The sequence below is a fragment of the Bacteroidota bacterium genome, from assembly GCA_034439655.1.
GTDB lineage: Bacteria > Bacteroidota > Bacteroidia > UKL13-3 > UKL13-3 > CANJUD01.
The window spans coordinates 1-26,473 of the sequence record JAWXAU010000156.1; the positions used below are offsets into that span (position 1 = coordinate 1).

24 protein-coding genes are annotated in these 26,473 nt (G+C 35.8%); 12 read left to right on the top strand and 12 right to left on the bottom strand.

Features of this window, described 5'->3' with window-relative positions:
- Nucleotides 1-607 precede the first annotated feature (607 nt).
- The 4 genes from SGJ10_11310 to SGJ10_11325 form a co-directional block, all read right to left on the bottom strand.
- The gene (locus SGJ10_11310; GenBank protein ID MDZ4758706.1) at nt 608-883 is read right to left on the bottom strand and encodes a hypothetical protein; all 276 of its coding nucleotides are present in this window, start codon (nt 881-883) and stop codon (nt 608-610) included.
- A 23-nt stretch (nt 884-906) separates the two neighbouring features.
- Nucleotides 907-1,443 (bottom strand): bifunctional pyr operon transcriptional regulator/uracil phosphoribosyltransferase PyrR, encoded by a 537-nt coding sequence (pyrR, locus tag SGJ10_11315; protein ID MDZ4758707.1) that lies wholly within the window; start codon nt 1,441-1,443, stop codon nt 907-909.
- Nucleotides 1,444-1,506: 63 nt separating this feature from the next.
- On the bottom strand, nt 1,507-1,920 hold the full coding sequence (locus tag SGJ10_11320) for an EVE domain-containing protein (GenBank protein MDZ4758708.1): 414 nt from the start codon (nt 1,918-1,920) through the stop codon (nt 1,507-1,509).
- Nucleotides 1,921-2,178: 258 nt separating this feature from the next.
- Nucleotides 2,179-2,523 (bottom strand): DUF4296 domain-containing protein, encoded by a 345-nt coding sequence (locus SGJ10_11325; protein ID MDZ4758709.1) that lies wholly within the window; start codon nt 2,521-2,523, stop codon nt 2,179-2,181.
- Nucleotides 2,524-2,568: 45 nt separating this feature from the next.
- On the opposite strand from SGJ10_11325, the gene SGJ10_11330 reads away from it, so the two are divergent.
- The 3 genes from SGJ10_11330 to SGJ10_11340 are packed head-to-tail and all read left to right on the top strand — an operon-like array spanning nt 2,569 to nt 4,905.
- Nucleotides 2,569-3,066 carry a GAF domain-containing protein gene (locus SGJ10_11330; protein MDZ4758710.1) on the top strand — a complete coding sequence of 166 codons (498 nt, stop codon included), beginning with the start codon at nt 2,569-2,571 and terminating at the stop codon, nt 3,064-3,066.
- The gene (locus SGJ10_11335; GenBank protein ID MDZ4758711.1) at nt 3,063-4,310 is read left to right on the top strand and encodes an MFS transporter; all 1,248 of its coding nucleotides are present in this window, start codon (nt 3,063-3,065) and stop codon (nt 4,308-4,310) included. Before SGJ10_11330 ends, SGJ10_11335 begins: the two co-directional genes overlap by 4 nt.
- 16 nt (nt 4,311-4,326) lie before the next feature.
- Nucleotides 4,327-4,905 carry an LptE family protein gene (locus tag SGJ10_11340; protein ID MDZ4758712.1) on the top strand — a complete coding sequence of 193 codons (579 nt, stop codon included), beginning with the start codon at nt 4,327-4,329 and terminating at the stop codon, nt 4,903-4,905.
- 82 nt (nt 4,906-4,987) lie between these two features.
- Here SGJ10_11340 and SGJ10_11345 read toward each other — a convergent pair whose 3' ends face one another.
- Entirely contained in the window at nt 4,988-6,028 is a 1,041-nt protein-coding gene (locus tag SGJ10_11345) for a nucleoid-associated protein (GenBank protein ID MDZ4758713.1), read from the bottom strand.
- 120 nt (nt 6,029-6,148) lie between these two features.
- On the opposite strand from SGJ10_11345, the gene SGJ10_11350 reads away from it, so the two are divergent.
- The 3 genes from SGJ10_11350 to SGJ10_11360 all read left to right on the top strand — a co-directional run bounded on the left by SGJ10_11350 (nt 6,149) and on the right by SGJ10_11360 (nt 11,256).
- Entirely contained in the window at nt 6,149-6,691 is a 543-nt protein-coding gene (locus SGJ10_11350; GenBank protein MDZ4758714.1) for a hypothetical protein, read from the top strand.
- Nucleotides 6,692-6,836: 145 nt separating this feature from the next.
- Nucleotides 6,837-8,111: a sigma-70 family RNA polymerase sigma factor gene (locus SGJ10_11355; protein ID MDZ4758715.1), complete on the top strand. Its 1,275-nt coding sequence runs from the start codon at nt 6,837-6,839 to the stop codon at nt 8,109-8,111.
- Between the two features lie 274 nt (nt 8,112-8,385).
- A complete protein-coding gene (locus SGJ10_11360; protein MDZ4758716.1) occupies nt 8,386-11,256 on the top strand; it encodes a sialate O-acetylesterase in 2,871 nt (956 codons plus the stop codon).
- Nucleotides 11,257-11,624: 368 nt separating this feature from the next.
- Here SGJ10_11360 and SGJ10_11365 read toward each other — a convergent pair whose 3' ends face one another.
- The 5 genes from SGJ10_11365 to bioB are packed head-to-tail and all read right to left on the bottom strand — an operon-like array spanning nt 11,625 to nt 16,296.
- On the bottom strand, nt 11,625-12,233 hold the full coding sequence (locus tag SGJ10_11365; GenBank protein MDZ4758717.1) for a hypothetical protein: 609 nt from the start codon (nt 12,231-12,233) through the stop codon (nt 11,625-11,627).
- Nucleotides 12,233-13,555: an adenosylmethionine--8-amino-7-oxononanoate transaminase gene (bioA, locus tag SGJ10_11370; protein ID MDZ4758718.1), complete on the bottom strand. Its 1,323-nt coding sequence runs from the start codon at nt 13,553-13,555 to the stop codon at nt 12,233-12,235. The genes SGJ10_11365 and bioA overlap by 1 nt, the downstream gene beginning before the upstream one ends.
- Nucleotides 13,552-14,178 carry a dethiobiotin synthase gene (gene bioD / locus SGJ10_11375; protein MDZ4758719.1) on the bottom strand — a complete coding sequence of 209 codons (627 nt, stop codon included), beginning with the start codon at nt 14,176-14,178 and terminating at the stop codon, nt 13,552-13,554. The genes bioA and bioD overlap by 4 nt, the downstream gene beginning before the upstream one ends.
- The gene (locus SGJ10_11380; GenBank protein MDZ4758720.1) at nt 14,175-15,293 is read right to left on the bottom strand and encodes a pyridoxal phosphate-dependent aminotransferase family protein; all 1,119 of its coding nucleotides are present in this window, start codon (nt 15,291-15,293) and stop codon (nt 14,175-14,177) included. Before SGJ10_11380 ends, bioD begins: the two co-directional genes overlap by 4 nt.
- Nucleotides 15,286-16,296: a biotin synthase BioB gene (bioB, locus tag SGJ10_11385; protein ID MDZ4758721.1), complete on the bottom strand. Its 1,011-nt coding sequence runs from the start codon at nt 16,294-16,296 to the stop codon at nt 15,286-15,288. The genes SGJ10_11380 and bioB overlap by 8 nt, the downstream gene beginning before the upstream one ends.
- Before the next feature lie 267 nt (nt 16,297-16,563).
- Between bioB and SGJ10_11390 the strand changes: the two genes are divergently transcribed.
- The 3 genes from SGJ10_11390 to SGJ10_11400 all read left to right on the top strand — a co-directional run bounded on the left by SGJ10_11390 (nt 16,564) and on the right by SGJ10_11400 (nt 18,270).
- Nucleotides 16,564-16,797 carry a hypothetical protein gene (locus SGJ10_11390; protein MDZ4758722.1) on the top strand — a complete coding sequence of 78 codons (234 nt, stop codon included), beginning with the start codon at nt 16,564-16,566 and terminating at the stop codon, nt 16,795-16,797.
- 68 nt (nt 16,798-16,865) lie between these two features.
- Nucleotides 16,866-17,486 (top strand): carboxypeptidase-like regulatory domain-containing protein, encoded by a 621-nt coding sequence (locus tag SGJ10_11395; GenBank protein MDZ4758723.1) that lies wholly within the window; start codon nt 16,866-16,868, stop codon nt 17,484-17,486.
- An 82-nt stretch (nt 17,487-17,568) separates the two neighbouring features.
- Nucleotides 17,569-18,270: a GNAT family N-acetyltransferase gene (locus tag SGJ10_11400; protein MDZ4758724.1), complete on the top strand. Its 702-nt coding sequence runs from the start codon at nt 17,569-17,571 to the stop codon at nt 18,268-18,270.
- Between the two features lie 15 nt (nt 18,271-18,285).
- Here the strand turns inward: SGJ10_11400 and SGJ10_11405 are convergent, their stop codons facing one another.
- Together SGJ10_11405 and SGJ10_11410 are read right to left on the bottom strand one after the other, a co-directional pair.
- Nucleotides 18,286-20,478, bottom strand: a complete 2,193-nt coding sequence (locus SGJ10_11405) for a DPP IV N-terminal domain-containing protein (GenBank protein MDZ4758725.1) — start codon at nt 20,476-20,478, stop codon at nt 18,286-18,288.
- Between the two features lie 9 nt (nt 20,479-20,487).
- The gene (locus tag SGJ10_11410; protein ID MDZ4758726.1) at nt 20,488-20,943 is read right to left on the bottom strand and encodes a hypothetical protein; all 456 of its coding nucleotides are present in this window, start codon (nt 20,941-20,943) and stop codon (nt 20,488-20,490) included.
- A 41-nt stretch (nt 20,944-20,984) separates the two neighbouring features.
- On the opposite strand from SGJ10_11410, the gene dnaX reads away from it, so the two are divergent.
- The 3 genes from dnaX (at nt 20,985) to SGJ10_11425 (ending at nt 26,280) form a co-directional block, all read left to right on the top strand.
- Nucleotides 20,985-22,670 (top strand): DNA polymerase III subunit gamma/tau, encoded by a 1,686-nt coding sequence (dnaX, locus tag SGJ10_11415; protein ID MDZ4758727.1) that lies wholly within the window; start codon nt 20,985-20,987, stop codon nt 22,668-22,670.
- Between the two features lie 118 nt (nt 22,671-22,788).
- Nucleotides 22,789-25,161: a TonB-dependent receptor gene (locus SGJ10_11420; protein ID MDZ4758728.1), complete on the top strand. Its 2,373-nt coding sequence runs from the start codon at nt 22,789-22,791 to the stop codon at nt 25,159-25,161.
- Between the two features lie 156 nt (nt 25,162-25,317).
- Nucleotides 25,318-26,280, top strand: coding sequence for a hypothetical protein (locus tag SGJ10_11425; GenBank protein MDZ4758729.1), 963 nt, complete (start codon nt 25,318-25,320; stop codon nt 26,278-26,280).
- The last annotated feature ends 193 nt before the right edge of the window (nt 26,281-26,473 follow it).

Genomic DNA, 26,473 nt, shown 5'->3' on the forward strand with positions numbered 1-26,473 from the left:
GAAACTCAATATATAATAGTCCAAAAAAAGGGGGACTAATCCCTCCGCATCCCGATAATTATCGGGATTAAGCGGGGCTTTCGGGATGTAGTTCGGCATCACCATTCTACAAACCAAATCTGCCACAGGCGGAGAACTATTTTAGTTTAAGAATTGGTATTATTTCTGCAAAGCACAACCTATGACTTTCCAATTATTAAAAAGTATCCACCCGTATTTGTTTACACCCTTATAGTTTTGTTTAATGCACAGATAATTATTGGAGGGAATAGTATCCCAGGCAGAGCCGTAACTGTAATCAGATCTCCTGTAATACGTATACGAAGGTCGTGGATTGTAATAAGAAGCATAGAAGCTTGAAAGGTGAGATAAATCAACTGAACTTGCCCAATTTTTAATTGTATCTATTACGAATTCTTTAGGCTTAGGCTCACCTAAATTTTTATTTTCATATTTGTTAGACAGAATTGATTCGGAATAAAAGTACTTTATTATAATAGAAGTATCATCTGGTTGTAATCTTGAAGGAGAAAAGGATGTGTCATTTTGAGTAACATTATATAAAGTAGTTGGTCTGCATTCAATCAAAAAATTAACATTTGTCGATTTAGCGTAGTGATAGGTACCCTAATGAATGCGATGTGGTATACGATATCAAAATATCTCCAATACCATCTTTACCTATATCAATTTGTAAAAATCCATTACTGTTCCCAAAACTATTATAATAAGATGGTATATATGTGTTCAAATCCGAAAAATACGCACTATCTGTTTCGCCAGTTTTAAATGACGTTTCTGCTCTTGTGTAAACAGGATCCTTACGACAACTAAATACTATTAAAATAGTACAAACTATATAAGGTAGAAATGTTTTTTTCATAACAGTATCATATTATATATATACTATTCACTCTCTTTGCTTAATAACCAAATTTTGCTTTCTCCTTTTTCATCCCATTCTACTTTTACTTTATCATCGGCACGGGAGTCTACTTCATATCCAACGTAATCAGGTTGTATGGGGAGTTGGCGGCTGTAGCGGCGGTCTATCAATACCATTAATTCTACTTTTGCAGGTCGGCCAAAATCGTTTAAGGCATCCAAGGCAGCTCTAACAGAACGACCTGTATATAATACATCATCAACCAACACTACATGCTGTGCTTCCATGCTGAAATTTATATTCATACTACTGGCTTTGTGTATCTCATTGCCACGACGAAAATCATCTCTATAAAAAGTAGTATCAAGGTCGCCATAGTATAATTTTTTGCCCGTAATTTTTTCTAAATTTTCATGCACTTTTCTGGCAAATAGTACTCCCCGTGGTTGCAAACCCACAATGGCTAAAGATCCCATGTCAGGAGGACTCTCCAACAATTGATAACATAACCTGTTGGTGATAATTTCTATTTGTTTATGTTCTAATAATAATCTCATTTTATTATTTACGATTGAATGATTTATGATTTATGATTTTCGTGACACAAAATAAATTACGAATTACAATTTTGTTCCGCTGAGTTCTAGTACGCGGTCGAATTGTGCGGGGGTGACAGGTGATACACTAAGGCGGCCGATTTTTACAAAGGTCATTTCTGATAGTATTTTATCGCCTTTGCAGGTTTCTAAAGTTATCGATTTTTTTAAAGTTTTTTGTGGGCCTAACTCTACCGCTACCCAGCGTGCATCATCAATTGTCGGGTCAGGGAAATGTTCTTTCAAAACTTTTGTGACACCAACAATATCAAGACCTTCATTGCTGTGATAAAACAGTACAAGGTCACCTTTTTTCATGGCTTGCAAATTATTTCGGGCAGCATAATTTCGTACGCCATCCCACGTTACTTTTTTTTCTTTGAGCAATTGTTCCCAAGCATAAGTGCTGGGTTCAGATTTTACGAGCCAGTAGTTCATTTTATTTTTTTAGTAGCCAGTAGCCAGTAGTCAGCAGCCAGTGGTGGTTAGTGGTCAGTAGCTGACGCCGGATAGTACTGGTTACTTTTTTCATGTTATTTTTTATGAGGCAGTAAACAGTGGTCAGTAGCTGACGCCGTCCGCCGAGGCGGAGTACTGACTACTGTTTACTGACCACTAATTTTGGTACAATAATAATGATAAATTATTTAAGTTTCTGCACTTTTACTTTTAGTAGTATTGTAAAATTTTATAGACTCACTTCTTATATAACTCCAAATTTTCCTTGCTCAGTTTATCTATTACTTGGTCACTTACTTGTTGCATCAGTTTGGGGTGTATGGTATAATAATCGAACGATTTGCGGAATACCGCAGAATCCACTTTATGCTTTTTGTAAATTACACTATAATAGTCGATGGCGAGTTGGCGTTCCGCAATTCGGTCTTGGCTGCCACTGGTGGCAACAATTCCTTCGGCCAAATAAATGTCTTCCATTACCTCGGTCATTTTATCGGGCTGCAATAAATCGCTGGGTACATGGGTTTCGCTATCGCAAGAGGCAAAAAGCAAAACGATAAATAAAATAATTTCGGGTTTCATTGGTGTGCAAATTTCGTTTAGTTTTGTTCGATTATTTCAAAATAGATGGAAGAAATTATTATTGATGCAAACATAAGCAAAGAAAAACGCTATGAAAGCCTTTGGCCACAAATATCTTCGCTCATTGATGGTGAAAAAAATTTGATTGCCAATATGGCCAATATTGCTGCGGCTTTGCACCAGACTTTTGGATGGTGGTGGATCGGATTTTATTTGGTCGATAAGGAAACGAACGATTTGGTGCTCGGTCCTTTTCAAGGCCCCATTGCTTGCACCCGCATAGCAAAAGGCAAGGGCGTTTGCGGCATCGCATGGAAACAAGCACAAACTATTATAGTACCCGATGTGGATACATTCCCAGGGCATATCGCTTGTTCGACTGCCAGTAAAAGTGAGATTGTCTTACCTTTAATTTTAGCTGGCGAAGTGCTTGCTGTACTTGATGTTGACAGCGAACATCTAAATTATTTTGACGAGACTGATAGCAAATGGCTGCAAAAGGTTGTTGATTTGCTGACAAAAAACCAGCCCTGGAAATTATGAGCAAAAAAGTTTGGTGGATTGTTATTATAGCCTCTTTAGGATATTTTGTAGATATATATGATTTGATTCTTTTTCAAGTGGTGAAGAAGGACAGCCTTAGATCGTTGGGTATTACAGCCGAAAAAGAATTATTTCAATGGGAAACTTATCTCTTCAATTTTCAAATGATAGGCATGCTCATTGGCGGTTTGCTTTGGGGGATTTTGGGTGATAGAAAAGGGCGTATTAAAGTTTTGTTCGGCTCTATTATAGTGTATTCCTTGGCCAATATTTGTAACGCATTTGTTACCAATGTAGAGTCTTATGCTTTCTTTCGTTTAATTGCAGGCATAGGATTGGCGGGCGAATTAGGGGCAGGTATCACACTGGTGGTCGAGACCATGCAAAAAGAAAAACGAGGTTATGGTACCATGATTATCGTAACCTTTGGTGCATTGGGTGCGGTAGTGGCATCGCTTGTGGGTAAGGAAGGAGACCATATTGCACATGCTTTTAATTTAAATATGCAAGGCTGGCAAGTTACTTATATAGTTGGGGGTATATTGGGTTTATTACTTTTGGCACTTCGTGCAGGAGCTTATGAATCAGGGATGTATAAAGGTTTGGAAACAGTAAATACTAAACGTGGAAATTTTGCCATGCTCTTTACCAAAAAGAATTTCCCCAAATATTTACGGTGTATTCTTATCGGACTTCCTATATGGTTTGTAGTAGGAATATTGATAGCATTTAGTGATAAGTTCGCAGCTTATGTTGGTATTACCGATGGAGCAGTAACAGTAGGCAAATCGGTGATGTATAGTTATATTGGTTTGTCGGTGGGCGATTTGTTTAGCGGACTTTTCAGCCAATGGTTTCGTAGCAGGGTGAAGGTGGTAACAGGATATATTTTATGTTTGGCATTGGCATTTATATATTATATACATATGAGTGGAGTGAGTATTGACATGTTTTATTTTATGTGTTTTGTGTTGGGTGCATCTACCGGTTTCTGGGCATTATTTGTTACCATTGCGAGTGAACAATTTGGCACGAATATTCGTAGTACCGTAAGTAATACAGTTCCCAATTTTGTGCGAGGTGCTACGGTTCCCATGACGATGGGCTTTCGTAAACTCACAGAAGAATTTGGAATTTACCCTGCAGCAATTATTATAGGAACAATAGCAATATCATTGTCATTATATGGAATTTTAAAAACACAAGAAACATTTAGTAAGGATTTGGATTATTTGGAAGAATAAATAAGTAAACAGTGGAGTGCAAGCAGTAATCGGGATGCTAATGCCGCATGGCACTGACTACTGCTCACTCAACACTGTTTGCTATCAACTGACCACAAAAATGAAAAACATTATTATAATATATATACTCCTACTCAGCGGTTGTTGTTATCATATAAAGCCACCTGCCAATGTGGGGAAATTAAAAACCGCAACGGTTGATTATATAGAAAATAAAGCCACGCAGGTTGCACCCACATTGAGTAATGTGCTCACTGAAAAATTGAAAAATAAAATCGCCAATGAAACTTCGTTAAAGATTGTAAACGAAAAAGGTGATTTGCATTTTACAGGAAAAATTACTGATTATAAAGTAACGAATGCGGCACTCACGGGAGGTAATGATCAACAAGTAGCACAAAACAGACTTACCATTACCATGCAGATGAAATGTGATAATGCAACAGATTCTAAACTCAATTTTGATCAAACATTTACACAATTTGCAGATTTTACAGCCAACCAAAGTCTATCTGCAGTAGAAGCCAAATTGATTGCAGACATTACAGATTTATTAGCCCAAGAGATATTTAATAAGGCTTTGGTGAGTTGGTAAAATCAAGTTTGATTGAATGATTTATGATTGCATAATTGTAATACGTAAATCATGCAATCATAAATCATTAAATCATCAAATATTAAGCTTCCTTCTCATAATAAATCTTATAATACTTCCTACCATCCTTTTCCACGCCTTGCTCTATCATATCTTTATTGCCATGAATATATATATGAAAATTTTTATCGAGCTTTAAGATACTTTTAAAAACACGGGCTTGCTTTTTTACGGCTTGTGGTGATATATCAAAACTATCAGGCACCTTAAGTTCGTGATTTTCACGATAGGTTTCATCAAATTTTTGAAAAGATTCTATAATACTTTTGTGTTGGAAAACTTCACTTTCAAATTCCCCTTTGTCAAACTTTTCGTGGTTTTTAAAATATTCAACCGAGCGATTTAATAAATCTATTTGGTCGGCTTTGGTTACTTCAAATTCTTCTGGAACTTGCTTGGTTACATAGCTTTTCGCAATACTCAAAAATTGATTTGTTTGGTGGAAATCATTACTTACTTGCGTTAATCCCAAAAATGTTTCTTTCCAGTATAATGCTTCTTCTCCGCGATTTTGATTGTCGATAATACTTACCACAAAACCCTGGTCTTCATTAGTATCATATATCAAACATCCTTTGTCGAATTTAGTAATATCGATTCCTTCTTTATATATAATAGAGAATTCATTTTTATGTTGGTCTACTTCAAAAAAACCACTTTTGTTTTCTGTTTTAAAAATACCAATTGCGTTGACTACTTTATTATCAATTTCACAATTTTCAAAATGGCAAACATATAGTTCGCCTGCTTTTACTTTTGGGTGAATAGAGCTTTCATATAAATGTTTGGCAATATGTTCTGAAGTGTTTTGAAACGAGGAGCCATTGGCAAAATATTCGGATACAAAATTATATACTTCATTATATTTAATATCTGAGGCATGACTAAAACAATACTTATCATATACGGCATTAAACTTGCCCAAAAAATATTCTTTCAACCGCATGGAAAGATCAATATCAATGTTCAATTCTTTTTTAGAAAGTACGAGTTCATCTCCTTGACTTTTGTTTCCTATAAAGTGAACGGATAGGTTCTTTAGTGTGGTATTGCTTAGATTCATTGTGTGGTGTAGTGAAAAATAAGGGCAAAAATAGGGGAGGGAGATTTTGTGTGGTGATAAATTTGTTTTTTGGTGAACTGGATTATATTTGTGGGGTGAAGGGGATAATTGAATAAGGCAATGAATTTGAATAAAAAAAATTTAGTATTAATTTTATTTGGAACAAGTAGTTTGTTTACTGCAATCTTGTTCATTGGGCAGGTATATCATTCTGAAGATGGAGACCGTTCATTTTTTATAAAATATAAACCAACGTTTCAGCAATATTTTTATTCTCCAAAATTTATCCATCGACTACAACCAACAAAATTAACTTTAATTGAAGATAAAGATGAACATGCTTTTCAGGAGTATATAATAGAAATAGGTGTTTTAAGTAGAAACAATGGAGTATTATTGCCAGCCATTTTAATTCAACTAGCTTTTACATTTTTTATTTGTGGGGGTTTCTCGATGTATAGTAAGACAATATTAAATTATGAATACATAGGATGGCAGTTTTTAATAAATTTACTTATTACGTATTTTGGATTGTTTTTTATGTCATTTCTCGATGAAAATACTACTACTAAAATTGTCTGTTTGTCTCTATTGTCGATAAATTTTTTGACAATTTTATTTTTTTTAAGGGGAAAAAGAATTCATAAAATTCTTCGTAGCTGAGTCTCCCGAAGCCAAGTCTGATAACTAATGGTCATTTATAAGAATAAAATCCCAAGTTTTTTAAATTCCTCCGCCCGCCGGCCGAGTCAAAAGAGAAGCTTTCAATCCTAGCACCGAATTTCTGTTCAGACACTATATAATATATATGCCCGAATCACCTCAACTGCAAAGCACCGTCAATCATCTGTTCCGGCATCAAGCGGGGAAGGTGGTGGCGGTGCTTACGCATATATTTGGGTCGCATAATATTGAGTTGGCTGAGGATGTGGTGCAGGATACTTTGCTCACTGCACTGGAACAATGGAAGCTAAAAGGGATTCCTAATAATCCTGATGGCTGGTTATTTATTGTAGCCAAAAACAAAGCATTAAATTTAATTAAAAAACAACGTCATCATATTTTATTTGGTGATGATGATACACAAATTTTATTACAATCAGGATATACAATAGAAACTACATTTAATAAATTGGCAGAAGAAGAATTAATCAAAGACGATCAGTTGAGGATGATGTTTGCCTGTTGTCATCTAGAGATTTCGGAAGAGACCCAGATAACGCTCATCCTTAAGACGCTGTGCGGGTTCAGCACGGCCGAGATTGCGAAGACTTTGCTCACTTCAGAAGATACTATTTCGAAAAGATTATATAGAACCAAAGAGTTTTTCAGGCAACAAAAAGTGAAATTGGAAATACCTTCACTTGGTGAAATTAAGAACAGAACTGATGCAGTTTTGAATAGTATATATTTAATATTTAATGAAGGATATAATTCTACGAATTCAGAAGAATTAATTCGCAAAGATGTGATAGAAGAAGCTGTATTATTATGCAAACTTCTAACACAAAATATACATACCCAACTACCTGAGGTATATGCACTGATGGCTTTGATGTGTTTTCATTCATCCCGCAGTGATAGCCGCTTGACGAGTGCTGGCGATATTATATTATTGCCCATGCAGGATAGAAACAAATGGAACAAAAAACTAATTGCAAAGGGGAATGAATATATGAATCAAGCCGCTTTTGGGAATACGATTAGTACTTATCATATAGAAGCAACGATTGCATACGAACATTGCCATGCCCAAAGTTATGATAAAACAAATTGGCAAAAAATATTAGAATATTATGATTGGTTATATAATATTTCGCCTTCTCAGATCACCGCAATGAATAGGGTGGTGGCCATTCTCCAACTACATGGAGCGGATGTTGCACTTAAAGAATTGGAAGCCATTTCCGACAAAGAGAAATTAGAAACTTATTATTTATATTATAGTTTGTTGGGTGAAATACATTCGCAACTATATAATAGAAATACAGCACAACAGTATTTTGAAAAGGCTATTGGATTAACACAATCGGAAGCAGAAAAAAAGATGCTTCAACATAAGATTGCAGCCCTGTTGAATTGACAAGCTGATTTGATTGCGAATCGCCCTCCGTCATTGCGAGGGAGGTACCACCGAAGCAATCTCGTTCAAAGGTCTCCGAAATTTCGATTCGCCGCGGCGAAGCCACACTTCATTTCGTTTCGCTCGCAATGACGTAATACCATTCTACAATACATTTAGGCCCTTTCTTTTGGACTATTATATATTGAGTTTCGGTATAAGAAATAAGTGACGAGACTTGAAATAACAAAAAAGCTACTTATATTTGCTATTCAATTGAGCAATAGCAAGCGACATGCATTCTAATAAAAAAATATTCAGTAGTTTCATATTCCTTTTTGTAGTAATATCTGCAAATTCACAGATAGCTTTTACCACAGGTTGTTTCCCCACACGCTTACAATTTTTTGCACGCGAAAGCAATGATTCTGCAAATTTATGTGTAATGGGAAGCATTGACAGTAGCGGCTTTGACAGTGTCGAATGTAGAATAATTAGGAGTAGCAAAACTTTTCAGTCTATTCGTACTAAATTAATATATAATTCGGGTAAAGCATTATTTAATCTATCACCATCAATCTATGCAGGATTATATGAATATCATATACGTTTATACCTATACAAAAGTGGTATAGCAACTTTAATTAAGAGTGCTGATAGTTTGGTGTGCGGTGATGTGTATATGATTAATGGGCAATCTAATTCTCACCCTTCAAATACCAGTGCTACCTATAGTAATGAATATTGCCGTTCCTTTGGATGGCAAACGGATAATTATAACTATAATAGTTATAATCCGAAAGACACCTTTTGGGGATTTGCTAATGGAGATGGACAAGGCTATTCTTATTCGGGCCCATATATGGTGGGAGTTTGGGGCATAAAATTGATGCAATTGCTGAAAGAAAAATACAAGATGCCAATTTGTATTATTAATGGGGGAAGCGGAGGCTCGAGCATTGAATATAATTTGGAATACAATAAGTTGGATTTGAATACCACTTACGGACGCTTATTATATAGATTTACGAAGGCAGGATTGGCCAATAAAATAAAAGCAATCTTTTGGCACCAAGGAGAATCGAATACCAACGCAAATTTTACAGATTATATAACAAACTTCGATTCATTATACAATTCTTGGAAACGAGATTATCCTTCTGCAAAAAAAGTATATGTTTTCCAAATTCATCATGGTTGCGGTGGTGCTAACCAACAAGAGATTCGTGAAATTCAACGTAGATTTCCTGAAAAGTACAGTGATGTGCGGGTGATGAGCACTGTGGGTATACACGAGCATGACGGTTGTCATTATTATTTGGATGGATATTATGAAATGGCTGCCAATATTTCCAGACTAGTTGCAAGAGATTTTTACAGTTACACAGATACACTTGATATTAAACCACCTAATATTTTAAAAGCATATTATATGCCAGGTCATTCCGCTATTAATCTCATTTTTGATAACAATGCAAAGCTTGTTTGGCCGCAAGACACACTTGGGCAAACGATGAAAGATTATATTTATACTAATGATAGTATTGCCGATATTAAGTCATATACGTTTAGTGGAAATTCGATGCTATTAAAGTTAAGTAGCCCTTCGTACGATAGTGTAATTACCTATTTACCCAATGTATATTATAATAAAGTTTCCTACATTTATGAAGGGCCATTTATTAGAAACAAACGTGGTGTTGGAATGCTCTCTTTTTATCATTTTCCTATCGATTCTGCTCCACCACCACAAGCGAACTTTAATTTGAATACGCAGAATATTTGTATGGGCGATTCTATTACAATTACAGATCAATCATTATATAAACCCACCAATTGGCAATGGCAGATTCCGGGTGCAAGTCCATCAAGTTCTAATCAACAAAATGTTGCAATTAAGTTTGATACTTCGGGTGTTTATAAAATTACTTTAATAGCCAGCAATGCGATTGGTGTTGATATTTTTAGTAAAAACATAACGATTGTAGTTAATACACGACCTACTGTAAATGCAGGTGCTGATAAAACATTTTGTATAGGAGATAGTACTTCCTTATCGGTCAATTCGGGTTTGCAATATCAATGGATTCCTGCTGTAGGCCTTAGTTCTGACACAGTGAGTGATCCCATTGCCAAACCAAATATGAGTACAAACTATATCATATATGTTAAAGATAAAAATGGCTGCAAAAATTCTGATACAATACAAATTAGTATAATACCATTACCTGTTGTTAATGCTGGGACTGATATCGATATCTGCAATCAGAATAATATTGTTTTTTTGAGTGGCAGTCCGCAGGGAGGTATTTGGTCGGGGCAGAATATTAATGGGAAACAGTTTAAAACTTTGTCATTAACTGCAGGAGTTTATCCTTTAATATATATTTATAGTGGGCAATGCTTGAATTCTGATACTCTTCATGCCCATATTTATAATGGGCCGATAGTGAGTATTGACAGTATTATACCAGTTTGTGAAGGTCAACTTTTCAGCCTTTCGGCACACGGTAAATATGCAAATAGTGTTTTATGGTCAAGCAATACCAATGGTAATTTTGCTAGTGCAATAGATAGTAGCACTACTTATGAGTCTTCTTCAACGGACAATAATAATGGATATATTAATTTAAAAATTGTAGCAAAAGGAGATAGTATTTGTGCAGATGTATATGATAGTATGATAGTGAGTATTTATCCGCTGCCTTCTATACCTATTATATATTCTCGTAATGATACTTTATTTACCAATGCAGCAACAGGATGGCAGTGGATGCGTGATACATCTGCAATTTCAGGGGCTACACAACAATTTACAAAACCATTAATTAATGGAACCTATCGAGTTCTGGTCACCAATAAATTTGGATGTATGCAAATTTCCGATGCGTTTACCTATATTAATACAAGTATTACAAATTTAGAAAGTGATGCTCTGATAGTTTATCCCAATCCAGCGAGTACTGAAGTAATAATTGAAGCCAATATAGTTGAGATGAATTCTGTATTACAATTATTTGATGCCACGGGCAGATTGCTGCATCAACAAAGAGCAATGGGGATTAAAACTACCATTAATGTTCAGAATTTTGATAAGGGATTATATATAGTAAAGTTGATTTCGAGTAGTCAATTGTATTATAAGAAATTTTTGGTGGAAAGATAGTTTACGTCATTCTGATCCCGACTTATCGGGATTCAATGCGAAGAATCTGTTTTGGTCGAAGACGAAAATCACCTCGATTTTTTAAGTTATACCATTACTTAAACTATAATAGTTCTCCGCCTGAGGCGGATTAGTTTTTAGAATGGTAATGCCGAACTACATCCCGAAAGCTTTCGGTATTAGTCCCCTTTTTTTGGACTATTATATATTGAGTTTCGGTATTAAGAAATGTTGTACAGTATAAAAAAGGATATATCAGTTCAAATTGAAAAGATTCTTCGCCAAGTCTTTAAGATTGTGAAATTATTTAAAACTTGTGGACAACGAGACTTAGAATGACGATGTTGGACAGAGGTTCACAGAGGAAATTAATTATTCAAAATTTCCTTCCCCAACTCATTATACCAATCCATAAACAATTCCTTTTCCATGGCACAGACATCTACACACATTTGTTCCCAAGCAGGAGAGAAGGTTCGCAGTTGAGCTCGCATTTCAAGCAAATGATTTTCTTCTTCTGCTATAATACTTTTCACGTTTACAGAATTGTTGGCAGCAGTTAAAACACTTTGATAGATCGGATATAATTCATCCGCTCGTGCTTCAATTGCGTATGTTACCAAAAGGTATGCAGCATATTTTAATTTGTCGTTTGCATAACCAAATTTCGCTTTTAAATACTTACAAACTTTCACATCCAATACATCTAGATAATAATAACTGAAAGCCGGAGCTAATAAATATTGTTGCTCATAAGTAGGACAGGCACCAGGTGAAATTTTTTGTATCTGTTTCTTCAGATAGTAGGCGTGCCTAGCTTCTTCGGCTGCATGCTTTAATATAATTTCATTAACAAAAATGGGGTGCTCGCAGTTTTTTATTTTTCGTGCACCAGAGTTTTCCATCATAGATAAAGTATTCAGCCACTTGCTATGTGTATCGGGATTGTTTACTATTTGTGCTAATATATGTTCCATTAATTTGTTGCTAATTGTGTTTGTTGCGTTACATTAATTAGTTGACTTTGGTGATGAACAATCACTTCTTCTATAGTATTATATATAATTTCAAGTTCCTTGTGTGTAATGCAATACGGTGGCATAATATATATGATATTCCCCAGTGGACGAAGCAATACGCCTTTACTCAAGCAAAAATCATAAATGCTTGTTCGTATCGAATTAAAGTAAGAAGAATCATCAGTTGTGTTTAATTCTACTGCTATAATAGTTCCTGTTACACGTACATCTTTCACCGATTTATTCCTGCGAATTCTATTACTAAAAGCCAAGTGCGAATTATATATAAAGGAAATTTGCTGTTGGCAGATTTCACTAAGCAATAATTCTATACTTGCCAAAGCAGCAGCACAAGACAAAGGATTGGCAGTGTATGAATGTCCATGAAAAAATGCTTTAGATTGTTCATCATCGTAAAAAGCTTGATATATTTCTTCAGTACAAATAGTAACCGCCAAAGGCATAAAACCACCTGTAATTCCTTTACTCAAGCATATAATATCTGGTTGTGCGGCTATATGTTCTATAGCGAAATTTTTTCCTGTTCTTCCAAAGCCTGTCATCACTTCGTCCACTATGCAAAGTATATCATGTTTCTGTGCAATATGGATTAATAAGTCAAGTTCATCAGGGTGGTACATCTGCATACCTGCAGCACCTTGCACCAGTGGTTCTACGATAAATGCAGCTATATTGTTTTGCGAAGCAAGTTTATGTAGTTTTTGTATACATATATCAATATTATTTTCGGTGGGAATTGGTATATGATATACTTCAAATAATAGCAGATCAAATGGTGCATTAAAAGTATTTCGTTCTCCTACCGACATGGCACCGAATGTATCACCATGGTATGCATTTTCTAATGCAATTATTTTTGTTTTGTGCTTCACCCCTTTATTATACCAATATTGCAAAGCCATCTTAATCGCTACTTCTACCGAGGTGGAACCATTGTCGGAATAAAAAACTTTTGAAAAATGGGCGGGTAATATTTGCAATAATTTTTCGGCTAATAATATAGCAGGTGTATGGGTAAAGCCCGCAAAAATCACATGCTCCAACTGTTTACTTTGTTTATATATACTTTCTGCAATATATGGATTTGCATGCCCATGAATATTTACCCACCATGATGAAACGGCATCTATATATTTTTTCCCATCAGCACTATATAAATAAGAACCTTCGCCTCTCTCAATATGGATTGGCGTAGCAGCTCCCTTCATCTGCGTAAAAGGATGCCATATATATGCCTTGTCTTTTTCTTCGAGGTTCATAGAATAAATTGTTGCAATTGATTGGTTATAGTTTTTGCGAAATTGGTGATTGTATTTTTATCAATTGTGTCAAATTTCGGAATAGAAAATAAATGTTTAAGTTTTGTTTGTTGTATAATATAATCTTCACTTGATTTTACTTCCTCTCCACTAAATACGATTCCCATAATAGCAATGTTTTTATGTTGTAATGCTGAAACTGTAAGCAAAGTATGGTTAATACTTCCTAGATAATTATTAGATATAAGTATTACAGGCAAATTGAAATACTGAATCAAATCTATATTCAATAAGTCGTCACTTAAGGGACTCATTACACCCCCTGCAGTTTCTATGATAAGTCCATTTTGTGTAGCAGGAATAATTATATTTTCTTTCTGAATACTAACACCATCATACAGTGCAGCCCAGTGCGGCGAAGCAGCTAAGGATAAACGAAAAGCCTCTGGATGGATCATGCAATGGGTATTATATATATTATTCTTTACAAAAATGGAATCTGAATTGTCCAAATCTCCCGCTTGTATCGGCTTCCAATAATCATAGCCTAGTGCATCAGCAAGAATAGCAGAACATATAGTTTTGCCAATTCCTGTATGTATGCCTGCTATAATAATTTTCATTTCAAAAAAACCTGTATTTCGTTTACCAATTTATATATTTCTTTTTCAGTATTGAAACTATGCAAACAAATTCGCAAGCGTTCTGTACCCTTTGGTACCGTAGGCGATAGGATAGCTTTGGTGAAAAATCCTTGCTGCTTTAAATGTTTGGCCAATTGAACTGCTTTATTATTATCGCCCAATACAATTCCTTGAATAGGAGAGGGGCTATCAATAAAAGATGCTTGCTTTATTTCTTTAATGGCATCTTTAAAAACATTGATTAAAGAAAACAGTTTTTTTCTATTTGCTTGCGGCAATAGTTTATACGCTTCTTGTATTTGTATATAATAGTGAGGTGGCAACGCAGTAGTATATATAAACGAACGTGCAAAGTTTATCATGTATTCTCTCAAAGTTTTGCTACCAAGCACAGCGGCACCATGCAATCCCAGGGCTTTTCCAAAAGTGACGATACGAGCAAAAACTATATTTTCCATGCCCAATTCATTCACCAAACCTTTGCCATCTTTCCCGAAAATTCCTACTGCATGTGCTTCATCAACTATAAGTGCAGCTTTATATTGTGTGCATAATTTTGCGATGGCTTTTAAGGGTGCCACATCACCATCCATCGAGTAAACAGACTCTACTGCAACATATATACTTCCACTAGCAGCTCGCAGTTTTTGTTCGAGGTCGAGTAAACTATTATGTTTAAACTTATATCTTTTCGCCAAGCTTAAACGCATACCATCTATCATACTGGCATGCACAAATTCATCATATATATAGGTATCATCCTTCTCGGGCAAGCAGGCTAGTAATCCTACATTAGCCATATATCCCGTATTGAAAATTAATGCTGCAGGAGTATCATGATATTTTGCAATTAATTGTTCTGTTTCTTCAGCTATAATAGAGTTTCCTGAAATCAACCTAGAGCCTGTAGAACCTGATTTCTTTGTTTCTTCAGGAGTTATATATAAGTTTGGATGCTGCGAAAAACCTATATAATCATTCGAGCAAAAATCTATTAAATGATTATTTACCATCAAACTACGAAGTAATCCTGCCTCTTTTCTTTTATTGATTCGTGCTGTTAAATCCTGTTCGAAAAAGCTATTTTCACTCATTGCTCTTGGCATTGGTTGCTGCTGTAACAGTTTCTGTGTTTCTATCTTTAAAAGGCTTTCTGGGAGTCAATCCCAATAGGTCAAACATTTTCATATCTGTATCAAAGGTGGGATTAGGCGTAGTCAATAATTTCTCTCCAGCAAATATAGAATTGGCACCCGCCATAAAACATAATGCTTGCTCGGCTATGCTCATCTCATTTCTGCCTGCCGATAAACGCACCACACTTTTAGGCATAATAATTCTTGCCGTTGCTATCATACGCAACATCGAATCTATTTGTACTTTTTCATTATGCTCGAGAGGTGTATTTTTTACAGGAACCAATGCATTAATAGGAACTGATTCTGGATGAAGCTCCATGGTGGCCAAGGTGTGAAGCATTTTTGTTCTGTCTTCATCGGTCTCCCCCAAACCTATAATACCGCCGCTGCACACGGTCATTTTTGCTTTGCGTACATTTTGTATCGTGTTCAATCGGTCATCAAAAGTGCGAGTGGTTATAATTTTATCATAGTGATCGGATGAAGTATCAATATTATGATTATATGCAAAACATCCGGCTTCTTTCAAGCGTTCTGCTTGCTCGTAGGTAAGCATGCCCAGCGTACAACAAACTTCCAATCCCAAATCATTTACTTCGGTAACCATTTCAAGTATGCGGTCGAAGTCGCTATTGTCACGCACTTCACGCCAAGCGGCACCCATGCATAAACGCGATGCACCATTATCCTTGGCTTGTTGGGCCATTCCCATCACCTTTTCTAGCGACATTAAAGGATGCACATTGATATCGGTATCATACCTTGCGGCCTGCGGGCAGTAAGCACAATCTTCTTTGCACCCACCAGTTTTTATAGATATTAAACTACTAACTTGCACTTCACTAAAAGCATTGTTCTCACGGTGCACCGTGGCAGCTTCAAATATCAAATCAAGCAAAGGCCGATTATGTATCTCCTGTATTTCTGCTAATGTCCAGTTGTTTCTAACAATCATGATTAGGTTCAAATTAAGGTTCAAATTTAGTAGGTATAAACTGTAAAGTTAAAATTTTTCAATCCACAGGCTGAGTATAAAGTATAAAGTGGTAAGGAGTAAGTGTTAAGGAATAAGTGGACGATGCCGTCAACCCGCAGATAGCAATTCATAGCCCTCAATCGCAACTCTCAACCCACAACTCGGCACTCGGAACCACCTCTGATAATTTAACTAGTTTTTTTATTTCAAATTTTGTACTATTGCATTTCAAATTCAAAGGCCTTAAAAATGAAGAATATTTATTTAACACCATTATGCTTTGTGGGTATTTATATAAGCTCTTGTAAAAACACAGAATCAGACAAAGCAAAAGATGCGGTGAAAACCTATTTAAAAACGAACTTAAAACATGCCGAAAGTTATGGGTTTGTCTCCTTTGCCACAATGGATACGCTTAAGCCCGATGATACTTTATATAAGAATTCTGTGTATTCAATCAAACATATATATATTCAACATTAAATACATCAACAGAAAAAGTAAACAGAACGATAACATTTTATTTAGATAAAGACTACAAAGTAAACCATTTGAATGACAGTAATGTTAATGGTAATTTTGGCGTATTTGCCGGTAATACTATTTGGGAGTATAATAATGCGGGTGGCAAAAAACCAGATGAAGGTGCGGAAGTTACTTTGTACCCACTAAACAATTTAGGTGGTGATATTAGTTATCATACTGCGGTAGATAAAGATGGTAACTTCAACTTTTCAAAAATTGTAGCTGGTAAGTATTATGTAATAGTTCGGTCGGGAAACAAAATCGAATGCCCAGAATTGTTCTTAAAAAAGCAAACTATCAATGCTCAATATATAAAACAAATATTTGGATTCGATATCCATCAGTATGATAAAGAAGTAAACGAAATATATAAGATGTACGACGACTATAATATGGTAGTATTTGAAAATGATTTTGATAAATACGGAGGTATATATTCTATGGTTGATAAGATGACAGTGATGCAAAATGCATTAGGGAAAAAAGCTATAGCACTGATAGAATCATTCCCTGAAAAATTTAGAAAGGAAATTAAATTGGAAGGGGGATATAGCAAAGCCTATGATTTTTCTTTGGTTAAAATTGAAGAAGGAAATACCAAAAGTTTTACTAGAAATTTTGGTACCACTTGTCAGAAAACTAAATAACTTTATAATGATTAGAAATGTTAGTAGTTAATCAGGCGTCAGCAAATTGACTCCGCCGCGGCGGGAACCATTAACCATTGCTATGGATATACAAACTTTACACCATACCGACCTTCCATATATAAAATCCTTTCAGCCGCCTGAATGGGGCGATATTTCTCCATCACTAGCGTATTACACACAAAATGATTTTTGCCATCCGATTAAAATTGTAGAAGATGATATTATTATAGGAATTGGATGTACTATTTTGCATGATGATACTGCGTGGTTAGCTCATATTATTGTACATCCCGACCATAGAAATCGAGGAATAGGAACAGTGATTACGCAAACATTAATAGATCGAGTGCCTATAAACTGCGAAACCATATATTTGATAGCTACTGAATTGGGGGAGCCAGTTTATACCAAATTAGGCTTTGAAACAGAAACAGAATATGCATTTCTTAAAGGTGGGAGTCTGGATGATGATTTACCAATTTCTCCCAATATCAAACTATATAGTGAAACATATAAAACATCAATCCTCGATATTGACCAACAGATTTCTGGAGAGGGAAGGATGAGTATACTTGAAAAGCATTTAACGAATGCAAGGTTATATATATCAAACTATAAATTAGAAGGTTTTTATCTACCTACGCTCAATGAGGGATTTATAGCCGCCAACAATCCTGAGGCAGGAATTGAATTGATGAAATTAAGATTGAAAGCCCAGCAAATATCGGTATTGCCCATTGAAAATATATATGCACTTTTATTTCTCGATAAGCATAATTAACTTTCCAAAGGGTGTCTATTTCAACCCCTCTTTTATATAATTTGTAATCTTTACAATTAAGTGGGCCTTATCTTTTCCTTGCACATTATGAGCATGTTCGGGATATACAAAATAATCCAATTGTTTGCCTTTTTCTATGCTGGCTTTTATATATTTCAAACTATGTTCCCATACTACCACATCATCGCTGGTGCCATGTATCATCAGCAGTTTGCCTTGTAGTTTATCGGCGTAATTCAGCAAGTTAGATGCTTTATAACCTTCAGGATTTTCAATTGGCATATCCATATATCTTTCAGTATACATTATTTCATACATACTCCAATCAATTACAGGCCCACCGCACACTCCAACTTTAAATGTATTGGGCGATTTTACCATTAAAGTTGTTGTCAGAAATCCGCCAAAACTCCATCCATGCACTGCCATTCGTGTGGCATCCACAAAGTCTTGTTTTTTGAGCCAATCTACGCCAGCAAGTTGGTCGGCCATTTCTACAGTTCCCAATTGACGGTGGGTTATTTGTTCAAACTCACGACCACGGTTCATGGAGCCACGATTGTCGACTGTAAAAACTATATAACCTTGTTCGGCCATGGCATGCATCCAATAATCGGCTCCGCCCATCCATTGGTTCACCACCATTTGGGCATGTGGGCCACCATATAAATATACCAATACTGGATATTTTTTCCCTGCTTTCATGGTTGATGGGGTAAGCATTCTGCAATATAAATCGGTTTGGTTATCGGCGGCTTTGATGGTGAAAAATTTAATATCAGGCATACTATAATCTTGCAAAGGATTGGCCGCATTCAATAAATTTTTAGCTATTTTGCCTTTCACATTATTATATAAATTTACTATGCGAGGCAATTTGATATTACTATATTGGTCAATAAAAAATGAATAGTCTTCGCTGAACAATGCACTGTGCATACCTTCGCCCGTATCCAATCTTAATAACTCACCTTTAATTGAAAGTTTGTATATATGTTTTTCTGTGGGCGATTCCTTCGTGGCTTGGAAATATATATTTCCTTTGAGGTCATCACCATAATAATCAGTCACTTCATAATTTCCTGTGGTTAACGGTTTTTCCAATGTACCGTCACCTCCATATAAATATAAGTGGTTATAACCATCTCTGTTACTTTGCCAAATAAATTTACCTGGTGAGTTTTTAAGAAAAACCATTGGGTGAAGTGGTTCCACATATTTATCATGTTTTTCTTCAAAAAGTGTTTTCTCAAAAGCACCATTTTCTGAATTATAACTATTGAACCATAGGTGATTTTGTTCACGGTTCACAATAGCGATATATATATGTGCTTCATCGGCCGACCAACTAATATTAGTGAGGTATTGCTCCTCGGGGCCCTGTATATTCACGTCCACAGGTTGGGCTTTGGTAAGCATATTATATATTTTCACTTTCACTTCATGACTTTTTGCACCTGCCATAGGGTAGCGAATCATTTTGGTTTTGCTTGGCTGTTCAGCTAGTGATATAATGGGATAGGTGGTTACCATACTTTCATCCATATCATAGTAGGCCAAATAGCTTCCTTTTTGCGACCAGAAAGTCCCTTTGTTTATACCAAATTCATTGCGGTGCACAGCATGCCCCAGTACGTTCCCATCTTTGATTGGTGCTAATATAATATGGGCATTATTAGGGTTACCATTTAATATAGTTTCATTATATACTGTAATAAACATTGAATCGTTTCGAGTGCTTGCAAGGTTTTTTGTTTCGTTTGCAAAATCAAAATTTTCGAAGCCATTGAAGTCTGTAAAATAAGGATTTATGATATTATCGAAAGTAAGGTTATATATCAATATTTTATTTTTATATATAAATCTAAATCGGTCTTTCGATAACCAAGTGATAGTTGGAATTTTTTGTGTCCGATCAAAATCGTTATCATACCTTTTCATAATGGATAAAAACTTTTCTGTAGCGTCGGTACTATCGGAGGGAGTCTTGCTGTCGGTATGGGCTATCATAATAAACTCTTTACCATTGGCTTTGCCTATATAACTGTAGTCATTGGTTCCGGGTATCCACTGCAATTGCTGCAATCTATCAGGTGTAAGGGTGGTGTTTCTTTTCAGAACTGCATCTTCAATGCTTAACTGTTTTTTTTGGGCAAATAAATTATTGCAAACAAAGCAAATAATAATGCTCATGTATATTTTTTTCATATAGTAAAATTATTTTAAATTGATATATATATCTTGGGTTTTCAAGCTTGAGTCGGTAAGCCATAAAACAGTATCGCCTTTTATATTTGTATTGTTTGTATTTTCTGATGCAAATATATAATAAGTTCCTTTTTTGAGCTTGTTAAAGTGTACGTGTGGCCCATAACCTGGTTCTATCATGGTATATGATTTCTCATCGTACATAGAAGTATCGCTGGGGGGTCTTATCGCAGCATACTTCAGGAATATACGCGAAGCGATGTCTTTGTTGTTGAATTTGCTGAAGACCGCAATACCATAGTCTCCGCCTGTGCCCCCCTCATAAATAGTAATAGGTGGTGGGTCTACAATAACAGGTTTTTCCTTGGTACATCCAAATACCAAAAAGGTGATGAGTAAAATATAAAACTGTGGTTTCATGGGAATTGATTGAATTTGCAAATCTAAATGAAAAAATGTGGGCAAATCGAATTGCGTTTCAATTAATTTCGCACCTTTGTAGATAAATGCAGAATTTTGTAGTCAGTTCACGCAAATACAGGCCCGGTACTTTTGATGCCGTGGTAGGTCAGAGTCACATTACTGAGACGCTGAAGAATGCTTTGCGTAATAATCACTTGGCTCATGCGTTTTTGTTCTGTGGTCCGCGTGGCGTGGGCAAAACCACCAATGCTCGTATTTTGGCTAAGGTAATTAATTGCCAAAACTTGGGACCCAATACGGAGCCCTGCAACGAATGCGATAGCTGCAAATCGTTCGATAGCGGTAGCTCGTTTAATATATTTGAACTCGATGCCGCCTCCAATAATTCAGTGGAAGATATTAGAGGATTGGTGGAGCAAGTTCGGTATCCTCCCCAAGGTGTTAAGTATAAAGTATATATAATCGACGAGGTTCACATGTTGTCAACAGCAGCTTTCAATGCTTTTCTTAAAACATTGGAAGAGCCGCCACCGTATGCCATATTTATTTTAGCTACTACCGAGCGGCACAAAATTTTACCTACCATCCTCAGCCGTTGCCAAATATTTAATTTCAACCGCATCAAGGTGGAAGATTGCGTGGCCTATCTCAAAGAAATTTGTTTAAAGGAAGGCGTGCAGGCCGAAGAGGAAGCCTTGCATGTGATTGCCCAAAAATCGGACGGAGCAATGCGTGACGCACTCACAATTTTCGACCAAATAGTAAGTTATGCTGGCAACAATATTACTTATCGTAGTGTAGCCGATAATTTGAACATACTCGATTACGATTATTATTTTAAAATAACAGATGCCTGTATCGGGCAAAATGTACCACAATGTTTGGTGATGTACGATGAGATTTTAGACAAGGGTTTTGATGGGCACATGTTTATCAACGGATTGTCAGAGCATCTGAGAAATCTTTTGGTATGCCGCGATACAGAAACTATTAAATTATTGGAAGTGGCAGATTCTATAGCAAACTTATATGCACAGCAAAGCAAAATAGCTTCCACTACTTTTCTTATCAATGCACTCAATATCTGTAACCAGGCCGACATACAATTTAAAGCAAGCCGTAACCAACGATTACTGGTAGAATTGATGCTCATCAAACTATCGCATATCAATACCTTGGTTGACATAAAAAAAAACTTTGAACTAAACCCAGCCCCTGATGAAACTACTGTAACAGCTCAAAGTAAGGAACTTGTTCCCGCCTATGCTTTCAAAACTCCTATTGTTTCACCCCGCGTTAATTTGGGTGGTATGTCGGCCATTGATAAAATAAAACAAAAAATTATTGATAACGGCAATGCTACTCCAGGTGGCGAAGACCAGCCTGAAGCGGAGGTGAAAATTGAGGTCATCACCCTTCAAATGTTAGATAGTGTTTTGGCAGATTTTAAACTGCAATTGGATACCAAAAATAAAAAAATGTTGCTCAATGTTTTGGATACTTTTCAGTTCAGTGTAGGTGAAAATAATTTTATCAATATTAATATTCCAGGCAATCATAATATATCTTTGATCGAGGAAAGTAAACCCGATTTATCGCAATTGTTTTTCGATAAGTATATGATAAGACCGCAATTTAATATTTTAGCTATCGCTTCCAGGGATACGCAACAATATTATTTCACCAATCAAGAAAGGTTTAGAAAACTAGCTGAAGGCAGACCTTACTTATTAGATTTGGCTAAGCGTTTGGATTTAAGGTTTGATTAACTTTCCAAAAGGCTAGAACTTTTGGAAAGTTAATTAGGATCTTACACTTGATACAATTTTTTTAACGATTCACAAAATACATTTTTTAGTTTTATTAAAATAGACACAAATTTGTAGCATGAGAATTTATAGATTAATTGTATTTATTTTTGGAATATTCATATATCTAAATACACAAGCCCAAAATTATACACAAACCATTCGGGGTACTGTAAAAGACAAAGAAAGCCAATTCTTGTTGGCCAATGTAGCCGTTACTATAACAAGTTTAGCAAGCAGTAGTATCATTGAAACTGACGCCAATGGTAATTTTAGATTGGATAATATTCCAATTGGTAGACATACTTTGCGATTTGCCAAAGATGGATATAAGGAAGCAATCATTCCCGACATTATTGTTTCTTCTGCGAAAGAGGCTGTAATCAATGTAGAGCTTGAGGAAGAGGTGAGCAGACTTAAGGAAGTTAAAATTAAAGCTTCTCCCAATGCATCAAAAACCAATAACGAAATGATTACCGTAAGTGGCCGACTTTTCACCACGGATCAAACAAACAGATTTGCAGGAAGCCTAGCAGATCCGAGCAGGATGGCAGCAAATTTTGCAGGCGTATCGGGTGTGGGTGGCCAACGAAATGATATAGTAATTCGTGGCAATAGTCCTATGGGATTATTGTGGAGATTAGAAGGGGTGGACATTCCAAGTCCCAACCATTTTAGTAGTCAAGGAAGTACAGGTGGGCCAGTTTCTATATTGAATAATAATACACTTGCCAATAGCGATTTTATTACAGGTGCCTTCCCCGCAGGATATGGTAATTGCTTAAGTGGTGTGTTTGATTTGAAATTGCGAAATGGAAATAATGAGAAGCGAGAATATACAGGGCAGATAGGTTTTAACGGTTTTGAATTTGGAGCGGAAGGGCCGATTAATCGCAGTAAAAAAAGTAGTTATCTGATTAATTATCGGTACTCAACCTTGGGCGTGTTCGATGCCTTGGGTATTGACCTCACTTTTGCAGGAATACCAAAGTATCAAGACGTGACCATGAAACTAAATTTTCCGGAAACAAAAACAGGGCAATGGCAGTTCACGGCAATTGGGGGTATAAGTTCAATAGCTATATTAGATGCTAATCGCGATACGGGCGACCTCAGTTTTGGGAATGGCCGAAACAATATATATAATGGTACCGATATGGGTTTAGCTATTTTGAGCAATCAATATAGGATAGATAAAAAATCGTATATAAAAACTATGGTTTCCGCTACTTATCAAAAACGCTTTACCCAAGTAGATTCACTAAACGCTGCAAATGATGCATATCTAGTTTATGCGGAAAAAACTAAGAACATTAAGGGTGTTTTGCACAGTTTCTATCATAACAAAATTAACAAAAAAAACAATATAAGAGTGGGTATGATACTCACTAAGATGTATACACATTTGCAAGATAGTTTTTTGAACAATGATGGTAAATTGCAAACGCTTCGCAAGTTTGATGGGGGGAATTATCTGACCCAATTTTATATAGAACATAAGTGTAATATAAACTCAAAGCTTACTTTAAATACAGGCTTGCATTATTTATATTGGGCAATGAACAAAACGGAATCTGTTGAACCAAGGACAGGCTTACGTTGGGCAATAAAGTCTGGCAAAACTCTTACAGCAGGGTATGGCTTGCACAGCCAGTTGCAACCGCTGGAAATATATTATTCGCAGGTAGTAAACAACAAGGGTCAATATGTGAAAAATAATACCACTTTGGATTTAAGTCGTGCTCATCATTTTGTATTAGGGTATGAGCAATTGTTTGGGAAGAGTATTAGATTGAAGGTGGAAGTTTATTGTCAGAATTTATATAATATACCTGTCGACACAGATAGGATTAGTACCTTTAGTATTCTCAATTTCGGATCCGATTTTAATAGTTTGCCTGTGCGTAATAAACTTGTCAATAAAGGGACTGGCCGCAATAAAGGTATTGAAGTAACCTTCGAGAAGTATTTTAATAAAGGATACTATTGGTTGCTCACTGGTTCGTTTTTCGATAGTAGATATAAATCACTTTCGGGCAAAGAATATAATACTGCTTTTAATGGCAAGTATGTGGTAAACGGATTGTTTGGCTACGAGTGGAAGATGGGAAAAAATAGAAACAATATATTGAGTATAAACTTAAAGAGTACCATAGCAGGAGGTCGCCGCAAAACGCCCACCAATATCGACTCATCGAAGTATTATAATGAACAAAGATTTGATTACAACCGTTCGTATGCCGACCAGTACCAACCCTATACACGTACCGATATTCGCATTGGGTTTAAATTGAATGGCAAAAAGGTAACACAGGAATGGGCTATCGATATTCAAAATGTATTAAACCAACTAAATCCCTTGACAGATATATATGATCCCAATGAAAAAAAGGTGATAACACAATACCAGCAAAAGTTTTTTCCGATTGCATTGTATAGGATTCAGTTTTAAGTTATTGAAAGTGAATTTATTGAAAGTGAATTTGCAAAAAATGCAAAAGTAAATTCAAGATTTGCAAAAAATGCAAAAATTCCTGAATCTTATGGGTATTGATTTGCAATGTACAAAAGAAACAATAATATTCATTAAAACCAAACCCCAAAAGTCATGAAAAAATTAACATTTATTATTTCCTTACTCTTAACAGTCTTTGTTGTAGATAAGGCTAACGCACAAATCACCATCGATACTTCTGCTACTTATATAGTAATAAAAACAGATGGTACAGAATTCATTGGTAAAATTATTTCCAATGATGCCCACGAAGTTATTATTGAAACTAAGGATATTGGGCAGGTAGCAATTCCCAAATCGAGTATTAAAGAAATCAGAAAATTAAAAGGGAATGAGGTTAATGGTGCCGGCTCCTACAATCCCGACCAACCTTTTGCAACGAGGTATTTTATAACTACCAATGGACTACCCATTAAAAAGGGAGATATGTATGCCCAGATAAATTTATTTGGCCCAGAAATACAGTATGGTGTTACAGAGAACCTTGGAGTAGGATTAATGACCTCTTGGTGGGCTTCCCCCATCGTACTCTCCGCAAAGTATAGTTTTAAACTTGACGACAAATTACATGTTGGAGTAGGTGCTTTAGTAGGTACGGGTTCTTGGTCGTGGCCAAGTTTTTATATGGCTGTACCTTTTGCAGCTATTACGTATGGTGATAGAAAAAATAATATAACCGTTTCGGGAGGGTACGGCACAGTTGGTTTTACAAGTAGTGATGAGGTATACAATTCCAATACACAAACATATACTACGGTTAAAACACCCTACAGTGGCGGGCGTGCTTTATTGTCTATCGCAGGTATGGCTACAGTAAATAAAAAAGTAGCTTTGGTTTTTGATTCATTTATAGTTCCCGATGATGGCAGTGGATTGGCAATAGCGTTATTTATGCCCGGTATAAGATTTCAAACAAATCCAAATAAGGCTTTTCAATTTGGATTTGCTGGTATTCGTTATTCAGAAACAAATACTAGTAATAACGGCCAAAAAACAATAGAGAAAGGCACAGTTCCCTTGCCCATTCCCATGTTAACTTGGTTTAGAAAGATATAAAATATAGAATTCAACAATATAAATAGCCGCTTCTTATAATACAGGAGGCGGCTATTTTTTTGTAACCCAAGTAACAAATAATACCAATTATCAAACTAAAATAGTTCTCCGCCAGCGGCGGATTTGGTTTGTACAATGGTAATGCCGAACTAATCCCGAAAGCTTTCGGGATTAGTCCCTTTCTTTTGGACTA

Coding starts and splice junctions, on each gene's coding strand:
- SGJ10_11345 (MDZ4758713.1), bottom strand. CDS start 6,028: ATGAATCTAAGCAATACCACACTAAAGAACCTATCCGTTCACTTTATA.
- SGJ10_11365 (MDZ4758717.1), bottom strand. CDS start 12,233: ATGGAACATATATTAGCACAAATAGTAAACAATCCCGATACACATAGC.
- SGJ10_11390 (MDZ4758722.1), top strand. CDS start 16,564: ATGAAGAATATTTATTTAACACCATTATGCTTTGTGGGTATTTATATA.
- SGJ10_11355 (MDZ4758715.1), top strand. CDS start 6,837: ATGCCCGAATCACCTCAACTGCAAAGCACCGTCAATCATCTGTTCCGG.
- bioD (MDZ4758719.1), bottom strand. CDS start 14,178: ATGAAAATTATTATAGCAGGCATACATACAGGAATTGGCAAAACTATA.
- SGJ10_11405 (MDZ4758725.1), bottom strand. CDS start 20,478: ATGAAAAAAATATACATGAGCATTATTATTTGCTTTGTTTGCAATAAT.
- SGJ10_11330 (MDZ4758710.1), top strand. CDS start 2,569: ATGGAAGAAATTATTATTGATGCAAACATAAGCAAAGAAAAACGCTAT.
- SGJ10_11335 (MDZ4758711.1), top strand. CDS start 3,063: ATGAGCAAAAAAGTTTGGTGGATTGTTATTATAGCCTCTTTAGGATAT.
- bioA (MDZ4758718.1), bottom strand. CDS start 13,555: ATGAACCTCGAAGAAAAAGACAAGGCATATATATGGCATCCTTTTACG.
- pyrR (MDZ4758707.1), bottom strand. CDS start 1,443: ATGAGATTATTATTAGAACATAAACAAATAGAAATTATCACCAACAGG.
- SGJ10_11310 (MDZ4758706.1), bottom strand. CDS start 883: ATGAAAAAAACATTTCTACCTTATATAGTTTGTACTATTTTAATAGTA.
- SGJ10_11360 (MDZ4758716.1), top strand. CDS start 8,386: ATGCATTCTAATAAAAAAATATTCAGTAGTTTCATATTCCTTTTTGTA.
- SGJ10_11380 (MDZ4758720.1), bottom strand. CDS start 15,293: ATGAGTGAAAATAGCTTTTTCGAACAGGATTTAACAGCACGAATCAAT.
- SGJ10_11425 (MDZ4758729.1), top strand. CDS start 25,318: ATGAAAAAATTAACATTTATTATTTCCTTACTCTTAACAGTCTTTGTT.
- SGJ10_11325 (MDZ4758709.1), bottom strand. CDS start 2,523: ATGAAACCCGAAATTATTTTATTTATCGTTTTGCTTTTTGCCTCTTGC.
- SGJ10_11400 (MDZ4758724.1), top strand. CDS start 17,569: ATGGATATACAAACTTTACACCATACCGACCTTCCATATATAAAATCC.
- SGJ10_11320 (MDZ4758708.1), bottom strand. CDS start 1,920: ATGAACTACTGGCTCGTAAAATCTGAACCCAGCACTTATGCTTGGGAA.
- SGJ10_11420 (MDZ4758728.1), top strand. CDS start 22,789: ATGAGAATTTATAGATTAATTGTATTTATTTTTGGAATATTCATATAT.
- dnaX (MDZ4758727.1), top strand. CDS start 20,985: ATGCAGAATTTTGTAGTCAGTTCACGCAAATACAGGCCCGGTACTTTT.
- SGJ10_11350 (MDZ4758714.1), top strand. CDS start 6,149: ATGAATTTGAATAAAAAAAATTTAGTATTAATTTTATTTGGAACAAGT.